Genomic DNA, 16,940 nt, shown 5'->3' with positions numbered 1-16,940 from the left:
CTGACCTGAATCTCAACACATCCCGGAGCAGACGAGGGTCAGGCGGCACGGACCTCGCGGATCGAGCTTTCCAGAATGTCGAGCGCTTCGTTCATGACGCCGTCCTGGATGGTGATCGGCGCCAGGAAGCGGATGACATTGCCGTAGACGCCGCAGGTGAGCAGGATCAGGCCCTTGTCGAGCGCCTTCAGACGGACCGCATTGGCGATTTCCGCCGACGGCAGGCCCTTCTTCACATCGTTGAACTCGACCGCGTTCATGAAACCGGGGCCTCTGATGTCGACGATCTCCGGCGTGTCGTCGCGGATTGATTGCAGCCGCTGCTTCAGCCGCGCGCCCAGCGTATTGGCGCGGTCGCAGAGCTTTTCCTCCTCGATCACGTCGAGCACGGCATGCGCCGCGGCGACGCCGATCGGGCTGCCGCCATAGGTGCCGCCGAGCCCGCCGGGGTTGGGCGCATCCATGATCTCGGCACGGCCGGTGACCGCCGACAACGGAAAGCCGCCGGCCAGGCTCTTGGCCATGGTGGTGATGTCGGGCGCCACCTCGTGATGATCCATGGCGAACATCTTGCCGGTGCGGGCAAAGCCGGTCTGCACCTCGTCGGCGATCAACAGCATGCCATGCTGGTCGCAGATCTTGCGCAGCGCCACCATGAAGTCGCGCGACGCCTCGTAGAAACCGCCCTCGCCCTGCACCGGCTCGACGATGATGGCGGCGACGCGGGCCGGGTCGACATCGGCCTTGAACAGGCGGTCGAGGGCGGCCAGCGAATCGGCGACGGAGACCCCGTGCAGCGCCACCGGGAACGGCGCGTGGAAAACATCGGCCGGCATGGCGCCGAAACCGACCTTGTAGGGCACGACCTTGCCGGTCAGCGCCATGCCCATGAAGGTGCGGCCGTGGAAGCCGCCGGCAAAAGCGATGACCGCCGGCCGGCCGGTGGCGTTGCGGGCGACCTTGATGGCGTTCTCCACCGCCTCGGCGCCGGTGGTGACGAAGATCGTCTTCTTGTCGAACTTGCCGGGCAGCATGCCGTTCAGCCGTTCGGCCAGCCTGACATAGCTCTCATAGGGCACCACCTGGTGGCAGGTGTGGGTGAAGCGGTCGAGCTGCGCCTTGACCGCCTCGATCACTTTGGGATGGCGGTGGCCGGTGTTGACGACGGCGATGCCCGACGAGAAATCGATATAGCGGCGGCCTTCGACGTCCCATATCTCCGAATTCTCGGCGCGGTCGGCATAGATCTGCGTGGTCATGCCGACGCCGCGCGAGATCGCCTGGTTCTTGCGTTCGGAAATGGCTGAATTCTTCATTTTCGTCCCTCGCCGGGCTGGTGCCCGTTCTCGTTGATGGTTGGTGAAATCTGTTCTGGCCCTATTTCATGTTTTCCTCAAGTTGGCACCGCCGCCAGGCGATTGGGCCTGCCGTTACGCGCCGGGCCGTTTCGCCAGCTCTGCTAGACCAATCGGCCGATACGTGTACGAAAAGGTTCCCTTTTACGAGGGATCGATTATTCTCGCATTCGCCTGCGACGTGTTGCCGCGAGAGCATCCTCGCAGACAGGGGAACCCATGAGCAGGAATGCGACACCGTCCGCCCCGCAACCATCGGTCAACGCCTCCAGCCTTTTGCCGTCTCCAACCGTTCCCGCCATTTTTGCCTGCGCGATGATGCCGTTGCTTCTGGCCGGCTGCCAGAAGCAGGAGGCGGCCAAGAGACTGCCGGTTATGGTGCGCGCCGAGACGGTGGCGATCGCCGACTATGCGCCCAGGACCTCGCTCACCGGCGTGATCGCGGCGCGCACACTGAACAACCTGTCATTCCGCGTCGGCGGCCGCGTCGCCGAGCGCCTTGTCGATGTCGGCCAGCATGTCGACAAGGATGCCGTTCTTGCCCGTATCGATCCGCAGGAACAGGAATCGGACCTGCGCTCGGCACAGGCCGACCTCGATGCGGCGCAAGCGCAGTTGACCCAGGCTTCCGCCGCCTTCGAACGACAGAAGACCTTGCTTGCCCAGGGCTACACCACAAGGCGCGACTACGATGCGGCCGATCAGGCGCTGAAGGTGGCACAAGGCAGCGTCGAACAGGCGCAAAGCGCGCTGGCCAACGCCAGGGAGAACCTGTCCTTCACCGAGCTCAAGGCTGGAGCGGCCGGCGTGGTCACCGCTCGCCAGGTCGAAGCCGGGCAGGTGGTTCAAGCGGCACAGACCGTCTTTGCCATCGCCGAGGACGGCGACCGCGACGCGGTTTTCAATGTGCAGGAAACGCTGGTCGCCAAGACGCCGGCGGCACCCGCGGTGACGATCACGCTGTTGTCCGACCCGCAGGTCAAGGCGACGGGCAAGGTGCGCGAGATCTCGCCGGCGGTCGATCCGGCTTCGGGTTCGATCCGCGTCAAGGTCGCCATTGCCGACACACCCGCCGGCATGCCGCTGGGCGCCGCCGTCATCGGCTCGGCCAGCGCCAAGCCGTCGAAAGCCGTCATCCTGCCCTGGCAGGCGCTGACCTCGAGCGACGGCAAGCCGGCCGTCTGGGTTGTCGATGCGTCGACAAAGGCTGTGGCCACGACCCCCGTGAATGTGCTGGCCTTCGATTCCGGCACCGTCGTCATCGACAAGGGACTGGAGGCCGGACAAAGCGTGGTCACCGCCGGCGGTCAGCTGCTCAGCCCGGGGCAGACGGTCGAGATAGCGGGAGCAGGGCAATGAGCCGGCTGCCGCGCATTCCCGCTTTGCTCACCTTGGCATTGCTTGCCGCCTGCTCGCAAGCGGACGAGAAGCCGCCAGAGATCGTCCGGCCGGTGCTGTCGATTGTGGTCGAACCGCGCACCAGCCAGGTATTCGGGTTTGCCGGCTCGGTCGAACCGCAATTCAGCGCCGACCTCGCCTTCCGCCTGCTGGGCCGGGTTGTCGCTCGCGACGTCAATGTCGGCGACATCGTCAGCAAGGGAACGACGATCGCCGCGCTCGACCCGACTGGCCTGGACCTTGCCGCCCAGGCGGCAAAGGCGGAACTCTCCAATGCCGAGGCGCAGTTCGCCAATGCCGCCGCGAGTGAGGAGCGCCAGCGCCAGCTGCTTGCCGCCGCCAACACCTCGCAGGCCGTCTTCGATGCCGCCCGGCAAGCCAGGCAGGCCGCAGAGGCCGGTGTCGAACGGGCCAAGGCCGCGCTTGCCAAATCACAGGAGCAGCTCGGCTATACCAGACTGTTTTCGGATTTTGACGGCGTCGTCACCGCCGTCGGCGCCGAGGTCGGCCAGACGGTTTCGCCCGGCCAAACGGTTGTCACCGTGGCGCGTTCGGACCTGCGCGAGGCAGTTGTCGATATCCCCGACCAGCTGACCGGCGACCTCGCGGTCGACACCCCTTTCGAGATTACCTTGCAATCGCTGCCGACGATCCGCACCGAAGCCAGACTGCGCGAGGTCGCGCCGCAAGCCGAAAGTGCGACCCGCACCCGCCGCGTCCGGCTGACGCTTACCGACCCGCCGGTGGCGTTCCGGCTCGGTTCGACGGTGACGGCGACACGCGTGGCAAAAGTAGCGCCGACGATCGAGCTGCCGCTGTCGGCACTGCTCAAGAAGAACGGCGCCGACAAGGTCTGGGTCGTCGACGCGCAAACGTCGAGCGTCAGCACACGCGACGTCAAGATCGCCGCCAAAGGCGCCGCCACATTCATTGTCGCCGAAGGCCTCGAGCCCGGCATGCGCGTGGTCACCGCCGGCGTTCACAGCCTGGTGGAAGGCCAGAAGGTCAGGATTGCCGAAGGAGGGGCCATATGAAGGGCTTCAACCTGTCCGACTGGGCGCTCGGCCATCGCTCGCTGGTCTGGTACTTCATGCTGGTCTTCGTCGTGGCCGGCGTCGCGGCCTATCTCAATCTCGGCCGCGAGGAAGACCCGGCCTTCACCATCAAGACCATGCTGGTCCAGGCCAACTGGCCGGGCGCTTCGGTAGACGAGACGCTGCGGCAAGTGACCGACCGCATCGAGAAGAAGCTCGAGGAGCTCGACAGCCTCGATTTCACCCGCTCGGTCACCACCGCCGGCAAGACCGTCATCTTCGTCAACCTGAAGCCGACAACCAGGGCACGCGATGTCGTGCCGACCTGGCTTCAGGTGCGCAACATGATCAACGACATCTCGGCCCAGTTCCCGCAAGGTGTGCAAGGGCCGTTCTTCAACGACCGTTTCGGCGATGTCTATGGCAATATCTACGCCTTCACCGCCGACGGGCTAACGCCTCGGCAACTGCGCGACTATGTCGAGGATGTCAGGACAAAGATCCTGACCGTGCCGAATGCCGGCAAGGTCGACCTCGTCGGCGCCCAGGACGAAGCGATCTATCTCGAATTCTCGACCCGCCAGATCGCCGCGCTCGGCCTCAACCAGCAGGCAATCGTGGCCAGCCTGCAAGCCCAGAACGCCATCACCCCGTCCGGCGTCATCCAATCCGGACCCGAACGCATCAGCGTGCGTGTCGGCGGCCAGTTCACCTCCGAGGAGAGCCTTCGCGCCATCAATCTGCGCGTCAACGACCGCTTCTTCCGCCTGAGCGACGTGGCGACAATCACCCGCGGCTACGCCGACCCGCCGACGGCGCTGTTCCGCTTCAACGGGCAGGATGCGATCGGGCTTGCCATCGGCATGAAGCCCAACGCCAACCTGCTCGAATTCGGCGAGGCACTGCAGGAGGAAATGACCAAGGTGCTGGCCGAGCTGCCGATCGGCGTCGGCGTGCACCTGGTCGCCGATCAGCCGGTGATCGTCGAGGAAGCGGTTTCGGGCTTCACTCGTGCGCTGTTCGAAGCGGTGGCGATCGTGCTCGCGGTGTCCTTCATCAGCCTCGGCATGCGCGCCGGCTTCGTCGTGGCGCTTTCCATCCCGCTGGTGCTGGCCATCACCTTCACGGTCATGGCCTATCTCGGCATCTCGCTGCAGCGCATTTCATTGGGCGCACTGATCATCGCGCTCGGCCTGCTGGTCGACGATGCGATGATCGCGGTCGAGATGATGGTGGCGCGGCTGGAGGTGGGCGACAATCTGCGCAAGGCGGCGACCTATGTCTATACCTCGACCGCCTTTCCCATGCTGACCGGCACGCTGGTGACGGTCGCCGGCTTCATCCCCATCGGCCTCAACAACAGCGCCGCCGGCGAATACACCTTCACGCTGTTCGTCGTCATCGCCGTCTCGCTCCTGGTGTCATGGATCGTGGCGGTGCTGTTTGCACCGCTGCTCGGCGTCACCATCCTGCCGGCGACGATGAAACAGCAGCATCACGACCAGCCCGGCCGCTTCACCCGCCTGTTCCGGCGCATCCTTGTCGGCTCCGTGCGCCATCACTGGTTGACCATCATCGCCACGGTGCTTCTGTTTGCCGGGTCACTGGCCGGCTTTGGCCTCGTTCAACAGCAGTTCTTTCCGCCCTCGGATCGTCCGGAACTGATCGTCGACTGGAACCTGCCGCAGAATTCTTCGATCGCCGAGACGCGCGACCAGATGGAGCGTTTCGAGCAGCGGGCGCTGGCCGGCAACCCCGATATCGATCACTTCAGCTCCTATATCGGCCAGGGCGCGGTGCGTTTCGTGCTCGCCTTCGACGTGCAGCCGGCCAATCCCTATTTCGGCCAGACCGTCATCGTCACCAAGAGCATCGAGGCGCGCAACCGGGTCAAGCCGGCGCTGGAAAAGCTGCTGCGCGAAGAGTTCGTCGGCACCGACGCCTTCGTCAAGCTGCTCGAGCTCGGGCCGCCGGTCGGGCGACCGGTGCAGTACCGCGTCGGCGGTCCCGATATCCAGACGGTACGGACGCTGGCGACGGAATTCGCCGGGGTCATTTCCGCCAACGCGAAGGTCGCCGCGCCGACCTTCGACTGGAACGAGCCGGAGCGCGTGCTGAGGGTCGATGTCTTGCAGGACAAGGCGCGCCAGCTCGGCATCACCTCGTCCGACATAGCAAGCGCGCTGAACAGCACCGTCGGCGGCTCCACCATCACCCAGGTGCGCGACGCCACCTATCTGATCAACGTCGTTGCCCGCTCGCGCGAGGCCGAACGCGGCTCGATCGGGACGCTGCAAAACATGCAGCTGCCAACCGGAACCGGCGAGGCGATCCCGCTCGCCGCCGTGGCGAACTTCCGCTACGACCTCGAACAGCCGACGGTGTGGCGTCGCGACCGCATCCCAACGATCACCGTGCGCGCCGGACTGGTCGGCGACGTGCTGCCCGCCACCGTCGTCAATGAATTGAAGCCCTCGGTCGACGCCTTCATCGCCAAGCTGCCGCCAGGCTATTCGATAGCCACTGCCGGCTCGGTCGAGGAAAGCGCCAACAGCCAGGGGCCGATCGCCGCCGTGGTGCCGTTGATGCTGTTCATCATGGCGACGATCCTGATGATCCAGCTGCAGAGCTTCCAGCGCCTGTTCCTGGTCGTCGCCGTTGCGCCGCTCGGCCTGATCGGCGTGGTCGCCGCGCTCGTGCCCAGCGGGGCGCCGCTCGGCTTTGTCGCCATCCTCGGCGTGCTGGCGCTGATCGGCATCCTGATCCGCAACTCGGTCATCCTCATCGTGCAGATCGAGGATCTGATCGCCGAGGGCAAGGATCGCTGGGCGGCCGTCATCGAGGCGACCGAGCACCGCATGCGGCCGATCGCGCTGACGGCCGCCGCCGCCAGCCTGGCGCTGGTTCCGATCGCGCGCGAAGTGTTCTGGGGGCCGATGGCCTACGCCATGATGGGCGGCATCATCGCCGGCACGGCGATCACGCTGCTGTTCCTGCCGGCGCTGTATGTCGCGTGGTTCAGGATCAGGGAACCGACGCCGGAAGACGAGGTGAGCGCAAACGGCGAGGCCGACGAGGTTCCGACAGGCAGCGTGGCCTGATGCGAAGGTTGCGAATTGGGTCGCATTCCTTCGCGCTCCCTCTGGCCTGCCGGCCATCTCCCCCACGGGTGGGGAGATTGGCTGTCACCACTGATTTCGCCAATCGCGAACGTTGTAGAATGAATGCTGCCGACGAAGCTGCTTATCTTCCTCCTTGTGGAGATATGGCTGGCAGGCCAGAGGGAGGCGCGAAGGAGCACGACGCGGGAATTGAAAGTAAGCCTGCTCACGCCGTCCGCACAAACCCGTCGCTCGCCCTGAGCAGATTGCGCGTGTAGTCCTTGGTCACGCGGTGCCCGACAAGTTGGGCTGCCGTGAGATTTTCCACCGCCTCGCCGTCCTGCATCACCATCAGCCGCTCGCACATATGGGTGATGATGGCGAGGTCATGGCTGACCATCAGGAAGGTCAGCTTGCGCCGCCGCCGGATCTCTTCCAGCAGATTGAGCACTTCCGCCTGCACGGAGGCATCGAGCGCCGAGGTCGGCTCGTCGAGCAGCAGGATCGACGGTTCGAGGATCAGGGCACGTGCGATCGCCACGCGCTGGCGCTGGCCGCCCGACAATTGATGCGAATAGCGGAAGCGGAAGCCGGTCCCCAGGCCGACCTCGTCCAGCGCCCGCTGGATGCGCTTCTCGCTATCGGCAAAGCCGTGGATAGCGAGCGGCTCCTGCAGCAGGCGGTCGACGGTCTGGCGCGGGTGCAGCGAGCCGTACGGATCCTGGAAGACCATCTGCACCTCGCGATAGAACGCCTTGTCGCGACGTGTGCCGAGCCTCTTGCCGTTGACCGCGATGGTGCCCGAAACGGCCGGCGCGAGGCCGGCGATTGCCCTGAGCAACGTCGACTTGCCGGAGCCGGACTCACCGACCAGGCCGAAGGATTCGCCAGACTTCACCTCGAGGCTGACGCCCTTCAGCGCGCGAAAGCGGTCGAAGACCACCTCCAGCCCGTCGATGGAAAGGGCCGCATTCATGCTGCCCACTCCGGCTTGCGGTCGAGCACCGGCAGCGGATGACGTTCGAAGCCGATCCTGGGCATGCAGTTGAGCAGGCCGCGCGTGTAGGGGTGCTGGGCGTCGCGGAGCTCCGACGCCTTGATCTGCTCGACCACCTTGCCGGCATACATGACGATCACGCGGTCGCAGAAGGAGCATACCAGGCGCAGATCGTGCGAGATGAAGATCAGCCCCATGCCGCGCTCGCTGACCAGTTTGTCGAGGATGTTCAGCACATCGAGCTGCACGGTGACGTCGAGCGCCGAAGTCGGCTCGTCGGCGATCATCATTTCCGGCCCGGCGATCAGCATCATGGCGATCATGGCGCGCTGGCCCATGCCGCCCGAAACCTCGTGCGGATGCAGGTCGAAGACGCGGGCCGGATCGCGGATTTGCACCGCCTCCAGCATGGCGAGCGCCCGGTCGCGGGCTTCGGCCTTGCCGACCTTCTCATGCGTGCGCAGCGTCTCGACGATCTGACGGCCGATGCTCATCACCGGGTCGAGCGAATATTTCGGATCCTGCAGGATCATGGCGATGCGCTTGCCGCGCAGCGCCCTGCGGTCACGGGGCGAGGCCGCGAGCAGGTCGATGCCGTCGAAGGCGAGTTTCCTGGCGGTGACCTCGGCCTGCGGCGGGGTCAGGCCCATGATGGCGCGGCCGGTCTGCGATTTGCCGGAACCGCTCTCACCGACGATGCCGAGCCGTTCGCGGCCAAGCGAGAAGGAGACGCCGCGCACCGCCTCGATCAGGCCGGTGCGGGTCGGGAAGGTGACGCGCAGGTCGTCGACGTCGAGAAGCGTGCTCATTGGTCACCGCTCCGGGGGTCGAGCGCGTCGCGCAGGCCGTCACCAAGCAGGTTGAAGCCGAGGCTGACGATGAGGATGGCAAAGCCCGGTGCGCCGGCCACCCACCATTGGTCGAGCACGAAGCGGCGGCCCGAGGCGATCATCGCGCCCCATTCCGGCAGTGGCGGCTGCGCGCCGAGGCCGAGGAAGCCGAGACCGGCGGCGGTCAGGATGATGCCGGCCATGTCGAGCGTCACCCTGATGATCAGCGAAGAGATGCAGAGCGGCATGATGTGGCGCAGCACGATGCGGAACGGCGAGGCGCCCATCAACTGCACCGCCTTGATGTAATCCGAATTGCGCACGGTCAGTGTTTCGGCACGGGCAATGCGTGCGTAAGGCGGCCATGAGGTGATGGCGATGGCGAGCACTGCATTCTCGATGCCGGGGCCAAGTGCCGCGACGAAGGCCAGCGCCAGGATCAGCTTCGGAAAGGCCAGAAAGATGTCGGTGATGCGCATCAGGATCGCATCGATCCAGCCGCCGGCATAACCGGCGACCGTGCCGACCAGCAGGCCGATGGGGGCGGCGATGATGGCGACGAGAATGACGACGTAGAGCGTCCACCGCGAGCCGAAGATGACGCGCGAAAGGATGTCGCGGCCGAGGTCGTCGGTACCGAACCAGTGCGCGGCGCTCGGCGCCAGCAGCCGCGACCCCTTGAGGTCGCCGAATGTCGGCGAATAGGGAGCCAGCACATCGGCAAGGGCCGCGACCACAAGCAAGGCGATGATGATCAGCAGGCCGAGAAACGCCAGCCGGTTGGCGGAAAAGCGCCGCCACGCCACATAGGCGCGGCCGAGCCTTGCCTGCATGCGCGAGGCCGGCCGCTCGCTGAGCAGCCAGTCGCGACGGCTCTGGATTGCCTCAACGCTCATCGTGCCTTGGTCCTGGGATCGAGCACACGGTAGAGCAGGTCGGACAGGAGATTGATGCCGATGAAGACCGAGCCGATGATGATGGTGCCGCCGAGCACGGCGTTCATGTCGGCGTTCTGCAGGGAATTGGTGATGTAAAGGCCGATGCCCGGCCACGAGAACACCGTTTCGGTCAGCACCGAGCCTTCGAGCAGGCCGGCATAGGAGAGCGCGATTACGGTGACCATCGGCACCGCCGCGTTGCGCAACGCATGGCCCCAGATGATACGCGTTTCCGACAGGCCCTTGGCGCGCGCCGCGACGATATATTCCTGGGCAAGCTCGTTCAGCATGAACGATCGCGTCATCCGGCTGATATAGGCGAGGGAAAAATAGCCGAGCAGCGAGGCCGGCAGGATGATGTGGCGGAATGCATCGCGAAACACATCCCACTGCCGCTGCCACAGCGCATCCAGAAGATAAAAACCGGTGATCGGCGTGAAGGTGTATTCGTAGACGATATCGAGGCGGCCGGGAAAAGCCACCCATTGCAGCCTGGCATAGAACAGCACGAGCGCCAGCAGTCCCAGCCAGAAGATCGGCACGGAGTAGCCGACCAGACCGATGATGCGCACGATCTGGTCGATGATGCTGCCGCGCCGGACCGCGGCCAGCACGCCGAGCGGCACGCCGATCACCGAACCGATCAGCGTCCCCAGCGTCGCCAGCTCGATCGTCGCCGGAAAGGCGCGGCGGATGTCGGTCATGACAGGGTTGGTGGTCAGCACCGACGTGCCGAAATCGCCGTTCAGCGCATTCTTCACATAGATGTAGAACTGCTCGATCAATGGCAGGTCGAGCCCCATCTCGCGGCGGGTGCGCTCGACGACATTGGCCGGCGCCCGGTCGCCGAGCACCGCCAGCACCGGGTCGATGGGGATGACCCGGCCGATGAAGAAGGTCACCGCGAGAAGACCGAGATAGGTGGTTATCGCGATGACCAGGAAACGGGCGACCGACGACGCGACAGCGATAGCACGGGCGCTGCCGCGCCCTGCCGTCGCTTCGCTTTCAACCGTGCTCATGCGGCGCGTCCGCCGGCATCATTCCTTGGAGATCTGGCCGACGAAGTTGGTGTCGAAGCTCGGGCCGAGCGCGAAGCCCTTGAGGTTCTTGCGCAGGCCGGCCACTTCCAGCTGCTGGTGAACGATGATGAAAGGACTGGTTTCGAGGACCTTCTTCTGCAGATCCTGGTACATTGCGGCGCGCTTGGCCGAATCCTTCTCGAGCAGGGCCGCTTCCGTTTCCTTGGTCAGGTCCGGAATGTCCCAGGCGTTGCGCCAGGCCAAGGTCTTGGTCTTGCCTTCATCCGAATTGTCCGGGTTGCTGGCAAAGGTCTGGGCGTTGGAGTTCGGATCGAAATAGTCCTGGCCCCACTGGCCGATATAGATGTCATGGTTGCGGGCGCGGTATTTGGTCAGCGTCTGCTTGCCATCGCCGGGGATGATCTCCAGCTTGACGCCGGCCTGTCCCAGCGTCTGCTGGAACGATTCCGCCATGCCGGTCACCGGCTGGGTGTTGCGCACGTCCATGGTGACGCTGAAGCCGTCGGCGAGGCCGGCCTTGGCGAGCAGTTCCTTGGCCTTGGCGACGTCGAGCGTGAACGGGTTTTCGTCGACAGCGCCCAGATCGCCCTCGGGCAGGAAGGTCTGGTGGATCTCGCCGATGCCCTTGAGAATGGTCGAGCTTAAGGCGTCGTAATCGACCAGATATTTGAAGGCCTGGCGCACCTCGGGCTTGGCGAGGTTCGGGTTCTTCTGATTGAGGCTGATGTAATAGACCGTGCCCTTCGGCGCGCTGGTGGTGGTGAGATCGGCGTTCTTGGCGATGGCATCGAGGTCGTTGGGCTCGAGATTGCGGGCAACGTCGATGTCGCCGGCCTCCAGCGCCAGGCGCTGGCCCGAGCTCTCCTTCATGTTGCGATAGATGACGCGGGCAAGCTTGGCCTTCTCGCCGTGATAATTGTCGTTGCGCTCCAGGACGACGACCTCGTTGGCGCGCCATTCGCGCAGCTTGAAGGCGCCGGAGCCGGCATAGCCGGTCTTCAGCCAGGCGTTGCCGAAGTCGTTGTCGTATTTGTAGTCGTCGCTGGGCGTAACCGCGGCGACATGTTCCTTGACCAGCTTGGCGTCGACGACCGAGGCGACGGTTGCCGACAGGCAGTTCAGGACGAAGCTCGGTGCATAGGCCTTGTCGACGGTGAACTGGAACGTCGTGTCATCGACGGCCTTGGCCTTCTCGGTGACGTTGCCGCCATCGATGCCGAACTGCCCGATGATGAAGGCCGGGCTCTTGTCGAGCTTGATGGCGCGCTCGAACGAATAGGCGACGTCCGCCGCCGTGATCGGATTGCCCGAGGCAAATTTCAGGCCGGGCTTGAGCTTGAAGGTATAGGTCAGGCCGTCGTCGGAGACGCTCCAGCTTTCGGCGAGATCGCCCTTGACCTTGGAGGTATCGTCGAGGTCGAGGCGGACGAGAAGATCATAGGTGTTGCCGGTGACCTCGGCGGTCGACAGCTCGAACGCCTCGCCCGGATCCATGGAGATGATGTCGTCGATCGCGAAACCCTCGACCAGCGTGTCGGCGGGCGTGACAGCAAGGGCAGGTGCACCGGCCAGAAGCAGCGCAGACATGGCCGCGCCCGCAAGCAAGAAGCGGGAGCGTAGAGCAAACTTTTCCATCATCATTTTTGACTGTTCCCTGTTTTGTTGACCTGAGTTCCCGGCTCAGGGTTGCGGCATTTCTTGCCGGATCGAATGAAGCCCCTGAACCGGTTGTCTTGGCAATTTTTGTCCAGTTCCGCCTCACCTTATCCGGCGGTTTCAAGCGCGGCAACGGGCATTTGCGAGGCGCTTGGTTGGACCAGATCGGGCTGCCACCACCAGCCGGGAGCAACAACCGGATTGCGGCTATTTCAGTGCCGTGACCAGCTCAGCATCGGGAAAACAGGTGGCGGCGCGACCATTGCTGGCCTGCCATTTGCCGATCGACCGGCGTGTCTTGAAACCGGGCAGACCGTCGGCGCTGCCGACATCGTAGCCCTTGGCCTCCAGCGCCCGCTGCAGGGCGGCGATGTCCGACCTGTGGAGCCCGCCGACCGCGCCCCAACTCCTCGAAAAATTGCTGTCGCCATGGGCGATGCGATCGGCGCCATGGCCGATGAACAGGGCGTAGAGGTCGCTGGTGTTGTATTGCTTCAGCACGTAGAAATTGGGCGTGACGATGAAGGCCGGACCGCTGCGCCCGGCCGGCATCAAGAGAAAGCCTTCGGCCTTCAACTCGCGCGCCGGAAACGGTCTTGCCGCGACACGCTTGATGCCCATATCAGCCCACTCGGAAATCCTCTTGCCCTGGTCCGGACCTTCGAGCGAACAGGAGACCGCCTCGGGCACCGTCACCTCGAAGCCCCAGTCACGGCCCTTCACCCAGCCATAGTGGACGAGGTAGTTGGCGATCGAGGCCAGCGTGTCCGGCACCGAGTTCCAGATGTCGGCCCGGCCGTCGCCGTCGAAATCGACGGCATGCTTCAGGAAGGACGTCGGCATGAACTGCGGCTGGCCGAGCGCGCCTGCCCAGGACGATTTCATCGCGCCGACCGGGGCCAGCCCACGCTCGACGAGTTCGAGCGCCGCCATCAGCTCGGTGCGAAAGAAATCCTTCCTGGTCGCCATGAACGCCTTGGTGCCCAGCACCTCGAAGGCGTCGTAGGGCATCTTCGCCGCGCCGAAGCCGCTCTCGCGGCCCCAGATCGCCAGCAGCACGTCGCCCGGCACGCCGTAACGCTTCTCGATCGCCGCAATCGTCCTGGCATTGGTCGTCTTGCGCGCCCGCCCGCCGGCGGCGACGGCGCGAACCGTCTTTTCGGCGAAATAGGCGCCGGGCGAACCAAACTCCGCCTGACGCTGCTTCTGCGGCGTCGTCGTCTTTTTGCCCGGCATCACCAGGTCGGGCAGTTTGAGGTTCGGTTTGACGCCGTCGAAGGCGGCATCGAAGGTTTTTCTGGAGATGCCTTTGGCCTTGGCATCGGGCCAGAGGTCGTTCTGCAGCCAGGCGTGGAATTGATCGTCGATTTTTGCGGCGGAAGCGGGGGCGGCGAGGAGGATGAGAGTGAGTCCGACGAGAAGAAATGCAAAGCTGAATTTGCGAAGGTCGCGCTCTGTCGCGCCCCCCTCTGTCCTGCCGGACATCTCCCCCACGAGGGGGGAGATTGGCAGCTGCACTGACCGCGCCTTCTCTTCAACGTTGGAGATAAGCGAAGCCTTCGATGACAACCGATCTCCCCCCGTGTGGGGGAGATGTCCGGCAGGACAGAGGGGGGCGTGACAGAATGCCGACATCTCAGAAAACCACTCGCTAAAACGCCGTCCGCGAGCGCAGCGCCGCGGCCAGCGTGCCTTCGTCGAGATAGTCAAGCTCGCCGCCGACCGGCACGCCATGCGCCAGCCGTGTCACCTTGATATCGAAATCGGACAATTGGTCGGTGAGATAATGCGCGGTGGTCTGGCCTTCGACCGTGGCGTTGACGGCGAGGATCACCTCCTTGACCTCGCCGCCGGCGACACGGTCGACCAGCGAGCGGATGTTGAGCTGCTCGGGACCGATGCCGTCGAGCGGCGACAGCGTGCCGCCCAGCACATGGTAGCGGACATTCATGGCGGTCGCCCGTTCCAGCGCCCACAGGTCGGCTACATCCTCGACGACGATGAGCGTGCCGGCGTCACGGCGCGGATCGGTGCAGATCATGCAGGGGTCGGACGTATCGACGTTACCGCAGGTCGAGCAGATGCGCACCTTCTCGACCGCCTCGCTCATGGCGGCGGCGAGCGGCGACAAGAGTTGTTCCTTCTTCTTGATGAGATGGAGCGCGGCACGTCTGGCCGAACGGGGACCGAGCCCCGGCACCTTGGCCAGAAGCTGGATCAGGCGTTCGATCTCGGGACCGGCGATTCGCTTGGACATCGCATCGGTTTAGGATTTTTCCGCGCGCTTTGGAACAGGCCAGCCGCGCGGCCTGCTCAACGCGTACAGACGCTGCTGCCGTCAGTATGCTTCCAGCGGCCGGGCTTCGCCGGCGATCATCGCGCCGATGGCGTCGGTGTTCTCGGGCGTCGATTCAAACGACATCGTCGGCTCGGCCGACGCGGCCGGGAATGACGTGACAGGTTGCGCATCGACCGTGCCGCCGAAACGGGCCGCGTCCGGCTCCTGCATCGCCACGAGCGTCGCCTTATCGGAGGTAGCCTCCGCGGGGATTGCCTTCACGAAGGTCGCCTTCATCGGCTTTGCCGCCTGCGCTGCGGTCACGTAGGTTGCCTCGATCGGCCTTGTCTCGGCAGGTGCTGGCTCAGCGGATGTCGCCCGGGCGGATGTTGCCTTATCTGCCCGTACCGGCGTCGCGGAGGCCACGAGCGTGGCGCGCGCCGTGGGCGTAGCCTGTGCCATCGCGACCGTGGGCTCGTCCGGCAATGGTTTCCAGTTCCGGCCGCGCTTTTCATAGAAGGCATTGCCGCCGGCAACCATGGTGTAGTGCATGTTCTTGTAGGGGAAGCGCAAGCCGGCGGTGTGAAAGAACATCGTGTCCTTCAGCTTGGCCTTGCGCTCGCCCTTGAGCACCGCCTCGGCGGCCTCCTCGACATCAGGCAGCGCCTTCGAATTCATCCGCCGCGTCATCACGCCCGGCGCGAACTGCCCGCGCTCGCCGACCACCTGGCAGATGGTGTTGCCGTGCTTGCCGGACCGCAGCCGGTTCATGACCACCGTGCCGACGGCAATCATGCCGTCTCGGCTCGACCGGTTGGATTCGAAGAACATAGCGCGCTGGAGGCACTCCTTGTCCTTCGCTGTGTGACTGTAGGGCCGGGATCTGACGGCATCGGTCAGGCTGGCCACGGACAAGCCGTGCGAGGTGGTCTGACTGCAGGCGGCCAAAAACAGCGGAGAGGCGATGACGCCGAGCAACAATGGCGCCTTCCATCGGGTCGCGATCAAAAGTATCCCCTCATTCTGTCGCCGGCCCGCCCCAGCTTGTGGCAAGAATGATACTGTTTCAGGCAAAAAGATGGCTAAAGGGTTATTAAACGACGAGAGTGGCCAAATCGGCACATTCCGGTGGGGCACATCTGGGGGACCAGCGATGGGACGGGCCGCTCTACCTGCCTGCCGGCACGACGATCGGTTGCCCGGGCTCGGACTCGTCGAATTCCTCCGAAAACAGACCGCGTCTCAGGAACAGCGTCCGCGCATCCCGTGCCTTGGGCGCAATCTGCTGCGGCCAGCCGCTCTCGATGAACTCGGCCCTGGTGAAGTCAGGGGTCGCCGCGCAGGCGGCTTCCAGGAAATCGGCGATTTCCAGCACGATCGCGCGTTCGTCCTTCGACAGAACCGACATGCCGGATTCGATGGACGGATGATGGAGGAAATCGTCGAAGAGATGAAAATAGCCATTGATTCCAACGAGGTCCACGCCGGCATCGCAATCAGCCAAGGATTCCAGGATGTCATAGATCCTGTTTCGGACGCGCTGCTCTATCAGCCTGGCTGATGGCTCTTCGGTCATGGCGCCGCTGAAACGCTATAGTTCAGAGTGGTGAAACCTAACGAATGGTGCCCGAAACTCAACTACCGCTCAGGGTGGTTTGCAGTAGTCTGCCTTGCCAAGTCGCCAATTGGATAAGGAGTTCCACCGGAGCTTTGGTGGGGGCCCGGGCTTCATGCTATTTTGAACCAGCCATTCGTGGAGGGGTAGTGTCGTGTCGCAATTGGCAACTTTGCTGCTGGGATCATGGAGGATGAATTCCTGGACTTATGAGGTCCTTGAATCCGGCGAAGTCAGAGACGCTTTGGGAAAGAATCCCAGAGGCGTTATCACCTATACTGCGGACGGCCGAGTGATGGTCCTCGTTCTTAATGAAGATCGCATTACACCCAACGACCTTGTTCCTACTCCTGAAGAAAAGGTCCGACTCTACGATTCGATGTTTGCCTATGCAGGGACATACACGGTCGAAGATGATCGGGTTATTCACTATATTGACATGAGCTGGAATGCGACGTGGGAGGGCACCCAGCAAGTTCGTTTCATCGATACGGACGGTCGAATGCTGACTTATAAATCAGCTCCAGCGAAAAACCCCCTTGATGGTCGCGACTGCATTCACACCGTCAGGTTCGAGAAGATCGTTTCGCCTCATCACTAACGGTGCAACGCGCATCAGTCCGCGCGCGGACGACGATAATCGCCCATCCGCATGACGGCTTTGGTCCACAGACTTGTGCCGTTTTGTTCTCAAA

General features: G+C 64.1%; 15 protein-coding genes. 4 read left to right on the top strand and 11 right to left on the bottom strand.

Going from position 1 to position 16,940, the window contains the following annotated elements; translation table 11 throughout:
• Window positions 1-38: 38 nt before the first annotated feature.
• Both E5X88_RS25055 and E5X88_RS33705 read right to left on the bottom strand, forming a co-directional pair.
• A complete protein-coding gene (locus tag E5X88_RS25055; protein WP_292166040.1) occupies window positions 39-1,316 on the bottom strand; it encodes a 4-aminobutyrate--2-oxoglutarate transaminase in 1,278 nt (425 codons plus the stop codon).
• A gap of 197 nt (window positions 1,317-1,513) precedes the next feature.
• Entirely contained in the window at window positions 1,514-1,717 is a 204-nt protein-coding gene (locus E5X88_RS33705) for a hypothetical protein (protein WP_366664801.1), read from the bottom strand.
• Between E5X88_RS33705 and E5X88_RS25050 the strand changes: the two genes are divergently transcribed.
• Genes E5X88_RS25050 through E5X88_RS25040 form a run of 3 tightly spaced genes read left to right on the top strand, consistent with a single transcriptional unit; the run spans window position 1,671 to window position 6,888 of the window.
• A complete protein-coding gene (locus E5X88_RS25050) occupies window positions 1,671-2,714 on the top strand; it encodes an efflux RND transporter periplasmic adaptor subunit (protein ID WP_366929974.1) in 1,044 nt (347 codons plus the stop codon). The two genes, E5X88_RS33705 and E5X88_RS25050, sit on opposite strands and share 47 nt — an antisense overlap.
• Complete coding sequence (locus E5X88_RS25045) at window positions 2,711-3,787, top strand: efflux RND transporter periplasmic adaptor subunit (protein ID WP_292166037.1); 1,077 nt, start codon at window positions 2,711-2,713, stop codon at window positions 3,785-3,787. The genes E5X88_RS25050 and E5X88_RS25045 overlap by 4 nt, the downstream gene beginning before the upstream one ends.
• Window positions 3,784-6,888 (top strand): efflux RND transporter permease subunit, encoded by a 3,105-nt coding sequence (locus E5X88_RS25040; protein ID WP_292166036.1) that lies wholly within the window; start codon window positions 3,784-3,786, stop codon window positions 6,886-6,888. The genes E5X88_RS25045 and E5X88_RS25040 overlap by 4 nt, the downstream gene beginning before the upstream one ends.
• 226 nt (window positions 6,889-7,114) lie before the next feature.
• Here the strand turns inward: E5X88_RS25040 and E5X88_RS25035 are convergent, their stop codons facing one another.
• The 9 genes from E5X88_RS25035 to E5X88_RS24995 all read right to left on the bottom strand — a co-directional run bounded on the left by E5X88_RS25035 (window position 7,115) and on the right by E5X88_RS24995 (window position 16,113).
• Window positions 7,115-7,864, bottom strand: a complete 750-nt coding sequence (locus tag E5X88_RS25035) for an ABC transporter ATP-binding protein (protein ID WP_292166035.1) — start codon at window positions 7,862-7,864, stop codon at window positions 7,115-7,117.
• Entirely contained in the window at window positions 7,861-8,694 is an 834-nt protein-coding gene (locus tag E5X88_RS25030; RefSeq protein WP_292166034.1) for an ABC transporter ATP-binding protein, read from the bottom strand. Before E5X88_RS25030 ends, E5X88_RS25035 begins: the two co-directional genes overlap by 4 nt.
• A complete protein-coding gene (gene nikC / locus E5X88_RS25025) occupies window positions 8,691-9,611 on the bottom strand; it encodes a nickel transporter permease (protein ID WP_292166031.1) in 921 nt (306 codons plus the stop codon). The genes E5X88_RS25030 and nikC overlap by 4 nt, the downstream gene beginning before the upstream one ends.
• Window positions 9,608-10,675: an ABC transporter permease gene (locus E5X88_RS25020; protein ID WP_292166030.1), complete on the bottom strand. Its 1,068-nt coding sequence runs from the start codon at window positions 10,673-10,675 to the stop codon at window positions 9,608-9,610. Before E5X88_RS25020 ends, nikC begins: the two co-directional genes overlap by 4 nt.
• Before the next feature lie 18 nt (window positions 10,676-10,693).
• The gene (locus E5X88_RS25015) at window positions 10,694-12,337 is read right to left on the bottom strand and encodes an ABC transporter substrate-binding protein (protein WP_292166028.1); all 1,644 of its coding nucleotides are present in this window, start codon (window positions 12,335-12,337) and stop codon (window positions 10,694-10,696) included.
• A gap of 222 nt (window positions 12,338-12,559) precedes the next feature.
• On the bottom strand, window positions 12,560-13,837 hold the full coding sequence (locus E5X88_RS25010; protein WP_292166026.1) for a lytic murein transglycosylase: 1,278 nt from the start codon (window positions 13,835-13,837) through the stop codon (window positions 12,560-12,562).
• 166 nt (window positions 13,838-14,003) lie between these two features.
• Window positions 14,004-14,609, bottom strand: coding sequence for a recombination mediator RecR (recR, locus tag E5X88_RS25005; RefSeq protein ID WP_292166024.1), 606 nt, complete (start codon window positions 14,607-14,609; stop codon window positions 14,004-14,006).
• 81 nt (window positions 14,610-14,690) lie between these two features.
• Window positions 14,691-15,638 (bottom strand): cell wall hydrolase, encoded by a 948-nt coding sequence (locus E5X88_RS25000; RefSeq protein ID WP_292166023.1) that lies wholly within the window; start codon window positions 15,636-15,638, stop codon window positions 14,691-14,693.
• A gap of 160 nt (window positions 15,639-15,798) precedes the next feature.
• Complete coding sequence (locus tag E5X88_RS24995; RefSeq protein WP_292166022.1) at window positions 15,799-16,113, bottom strand: hypothetical protein; 315 nt, start codon at window positions 16,111-16,113, stop codon at window positions 15,799-15,801.
• Between the two features lie 286 nt (window positions 16,114-16,399).
• Between E5X88_RS24995 and E5X88_RS24990 the strand changes: the two genes are divergently transcribed.
• Window positions 16,400-16,846, top strand: a complete 447-nt coding sequence (locus tag E5X88_RS24990; protein ID WP_292166021.1) for a lipocalin-like domain-containing protein — start codon at window positions 16,400-16,402, stop codon at window positions 16,844-16,846.
• Window positions 16,847-16,940 lie beyond the last annotated feature (94 nt).

The organism is Mesorhizobium sp. (genome assembly GCF_004962245.1).
In the GTDB taxonomy this organism is placed as follows: Bacteria; Pseudomonadota; Alphaproteobacteria; order Rhizobiales; family Rhizobiaceae; genus Mesorhizobium.
This window is presented reverse-complemented; position numbering and strand designations above follow the sequence as displayed.

Bases quoted from the DNA above. Each gene is read 5' to 3' on its own strand.
- E5X88_RS25055 (WP_292166040.1), bottom strand. From the start codon at position 1,316: ATGAAGAATTCAGCCATTTCCGAACGCAAGAACCAGGCGATCTCGCGC.
- E5X88_RS25050 (WP_366929974.1), top strand. From the start codon at position 1,671: ATGATGCCGTTGCTTCTGGCCGGCTGCCAGAAGCAGGAGGCGGCCAAG.
- E5X88_RS25045 (WP_292166037.1), top strand. From the start codon at position 2,711: ATGAGCCGGCTGCCGCGCATTCCCGCTTTGCTCACCTTGGCATTGCTT.
- E5X88_RS25040 (WP_292166036.1), top strand. From the start codon at position 3,784: ATGAAGGGCTTCAACCTGTCCGACTGGGCGCTCGGCCATCGCTCGCTG.
- E5X88_RS25035 (WP_292166035.1), bottom strand. From the start codon at position 7,864: ATGAATGCGGCCCTTTCCATCGACGGGCTGGAGGTGGTCTTCGACCGC.
- E5X88_RS25030 (WP_292166034.1), bottom strand. From the start codon at position 8,694: ATGAGCACGCTTCTCGACGTCGACGACCTGCGCGTCACCTTCCCGACC.
- nikC (WP_292166031.1), bottom strand. From the start codon at position 9,611: ATGAGCGTTGAGGCAATCCAGAGCCGTCGCGACTGGCTGCTCAGCGAG.
- E5X88_RS25020 (WP_292166030.1), bottom strand. From the start codon at position 10,675: ATGAGCACGGTTGAAAGCGAAGCGACGGCAGGGCGCGGCAGCGCCCGT.
- E5X88_RS25015 (WP_292166028.1), bottom strand. From the start codon at position 12,337: ATGATGATGGAAAAGTTTGCTCTACGCTCCCGCTTCTTGCTTGCGGGC.
- E5X88_RS25010 (WP_292166026.1), bottom strand. From the start codon at position 13,837: ATGTCCGGCAGGACAGAGGGGGGCGCGACAGAGCGCGACCTTCGCAAA.
- recR (WP_292166024.1), bottom strand. From the start codon at position 14,609: ATGTCCAAGCGAATCGCCGGTCCCGAGATCGAACGCCTGATCCAGCTT.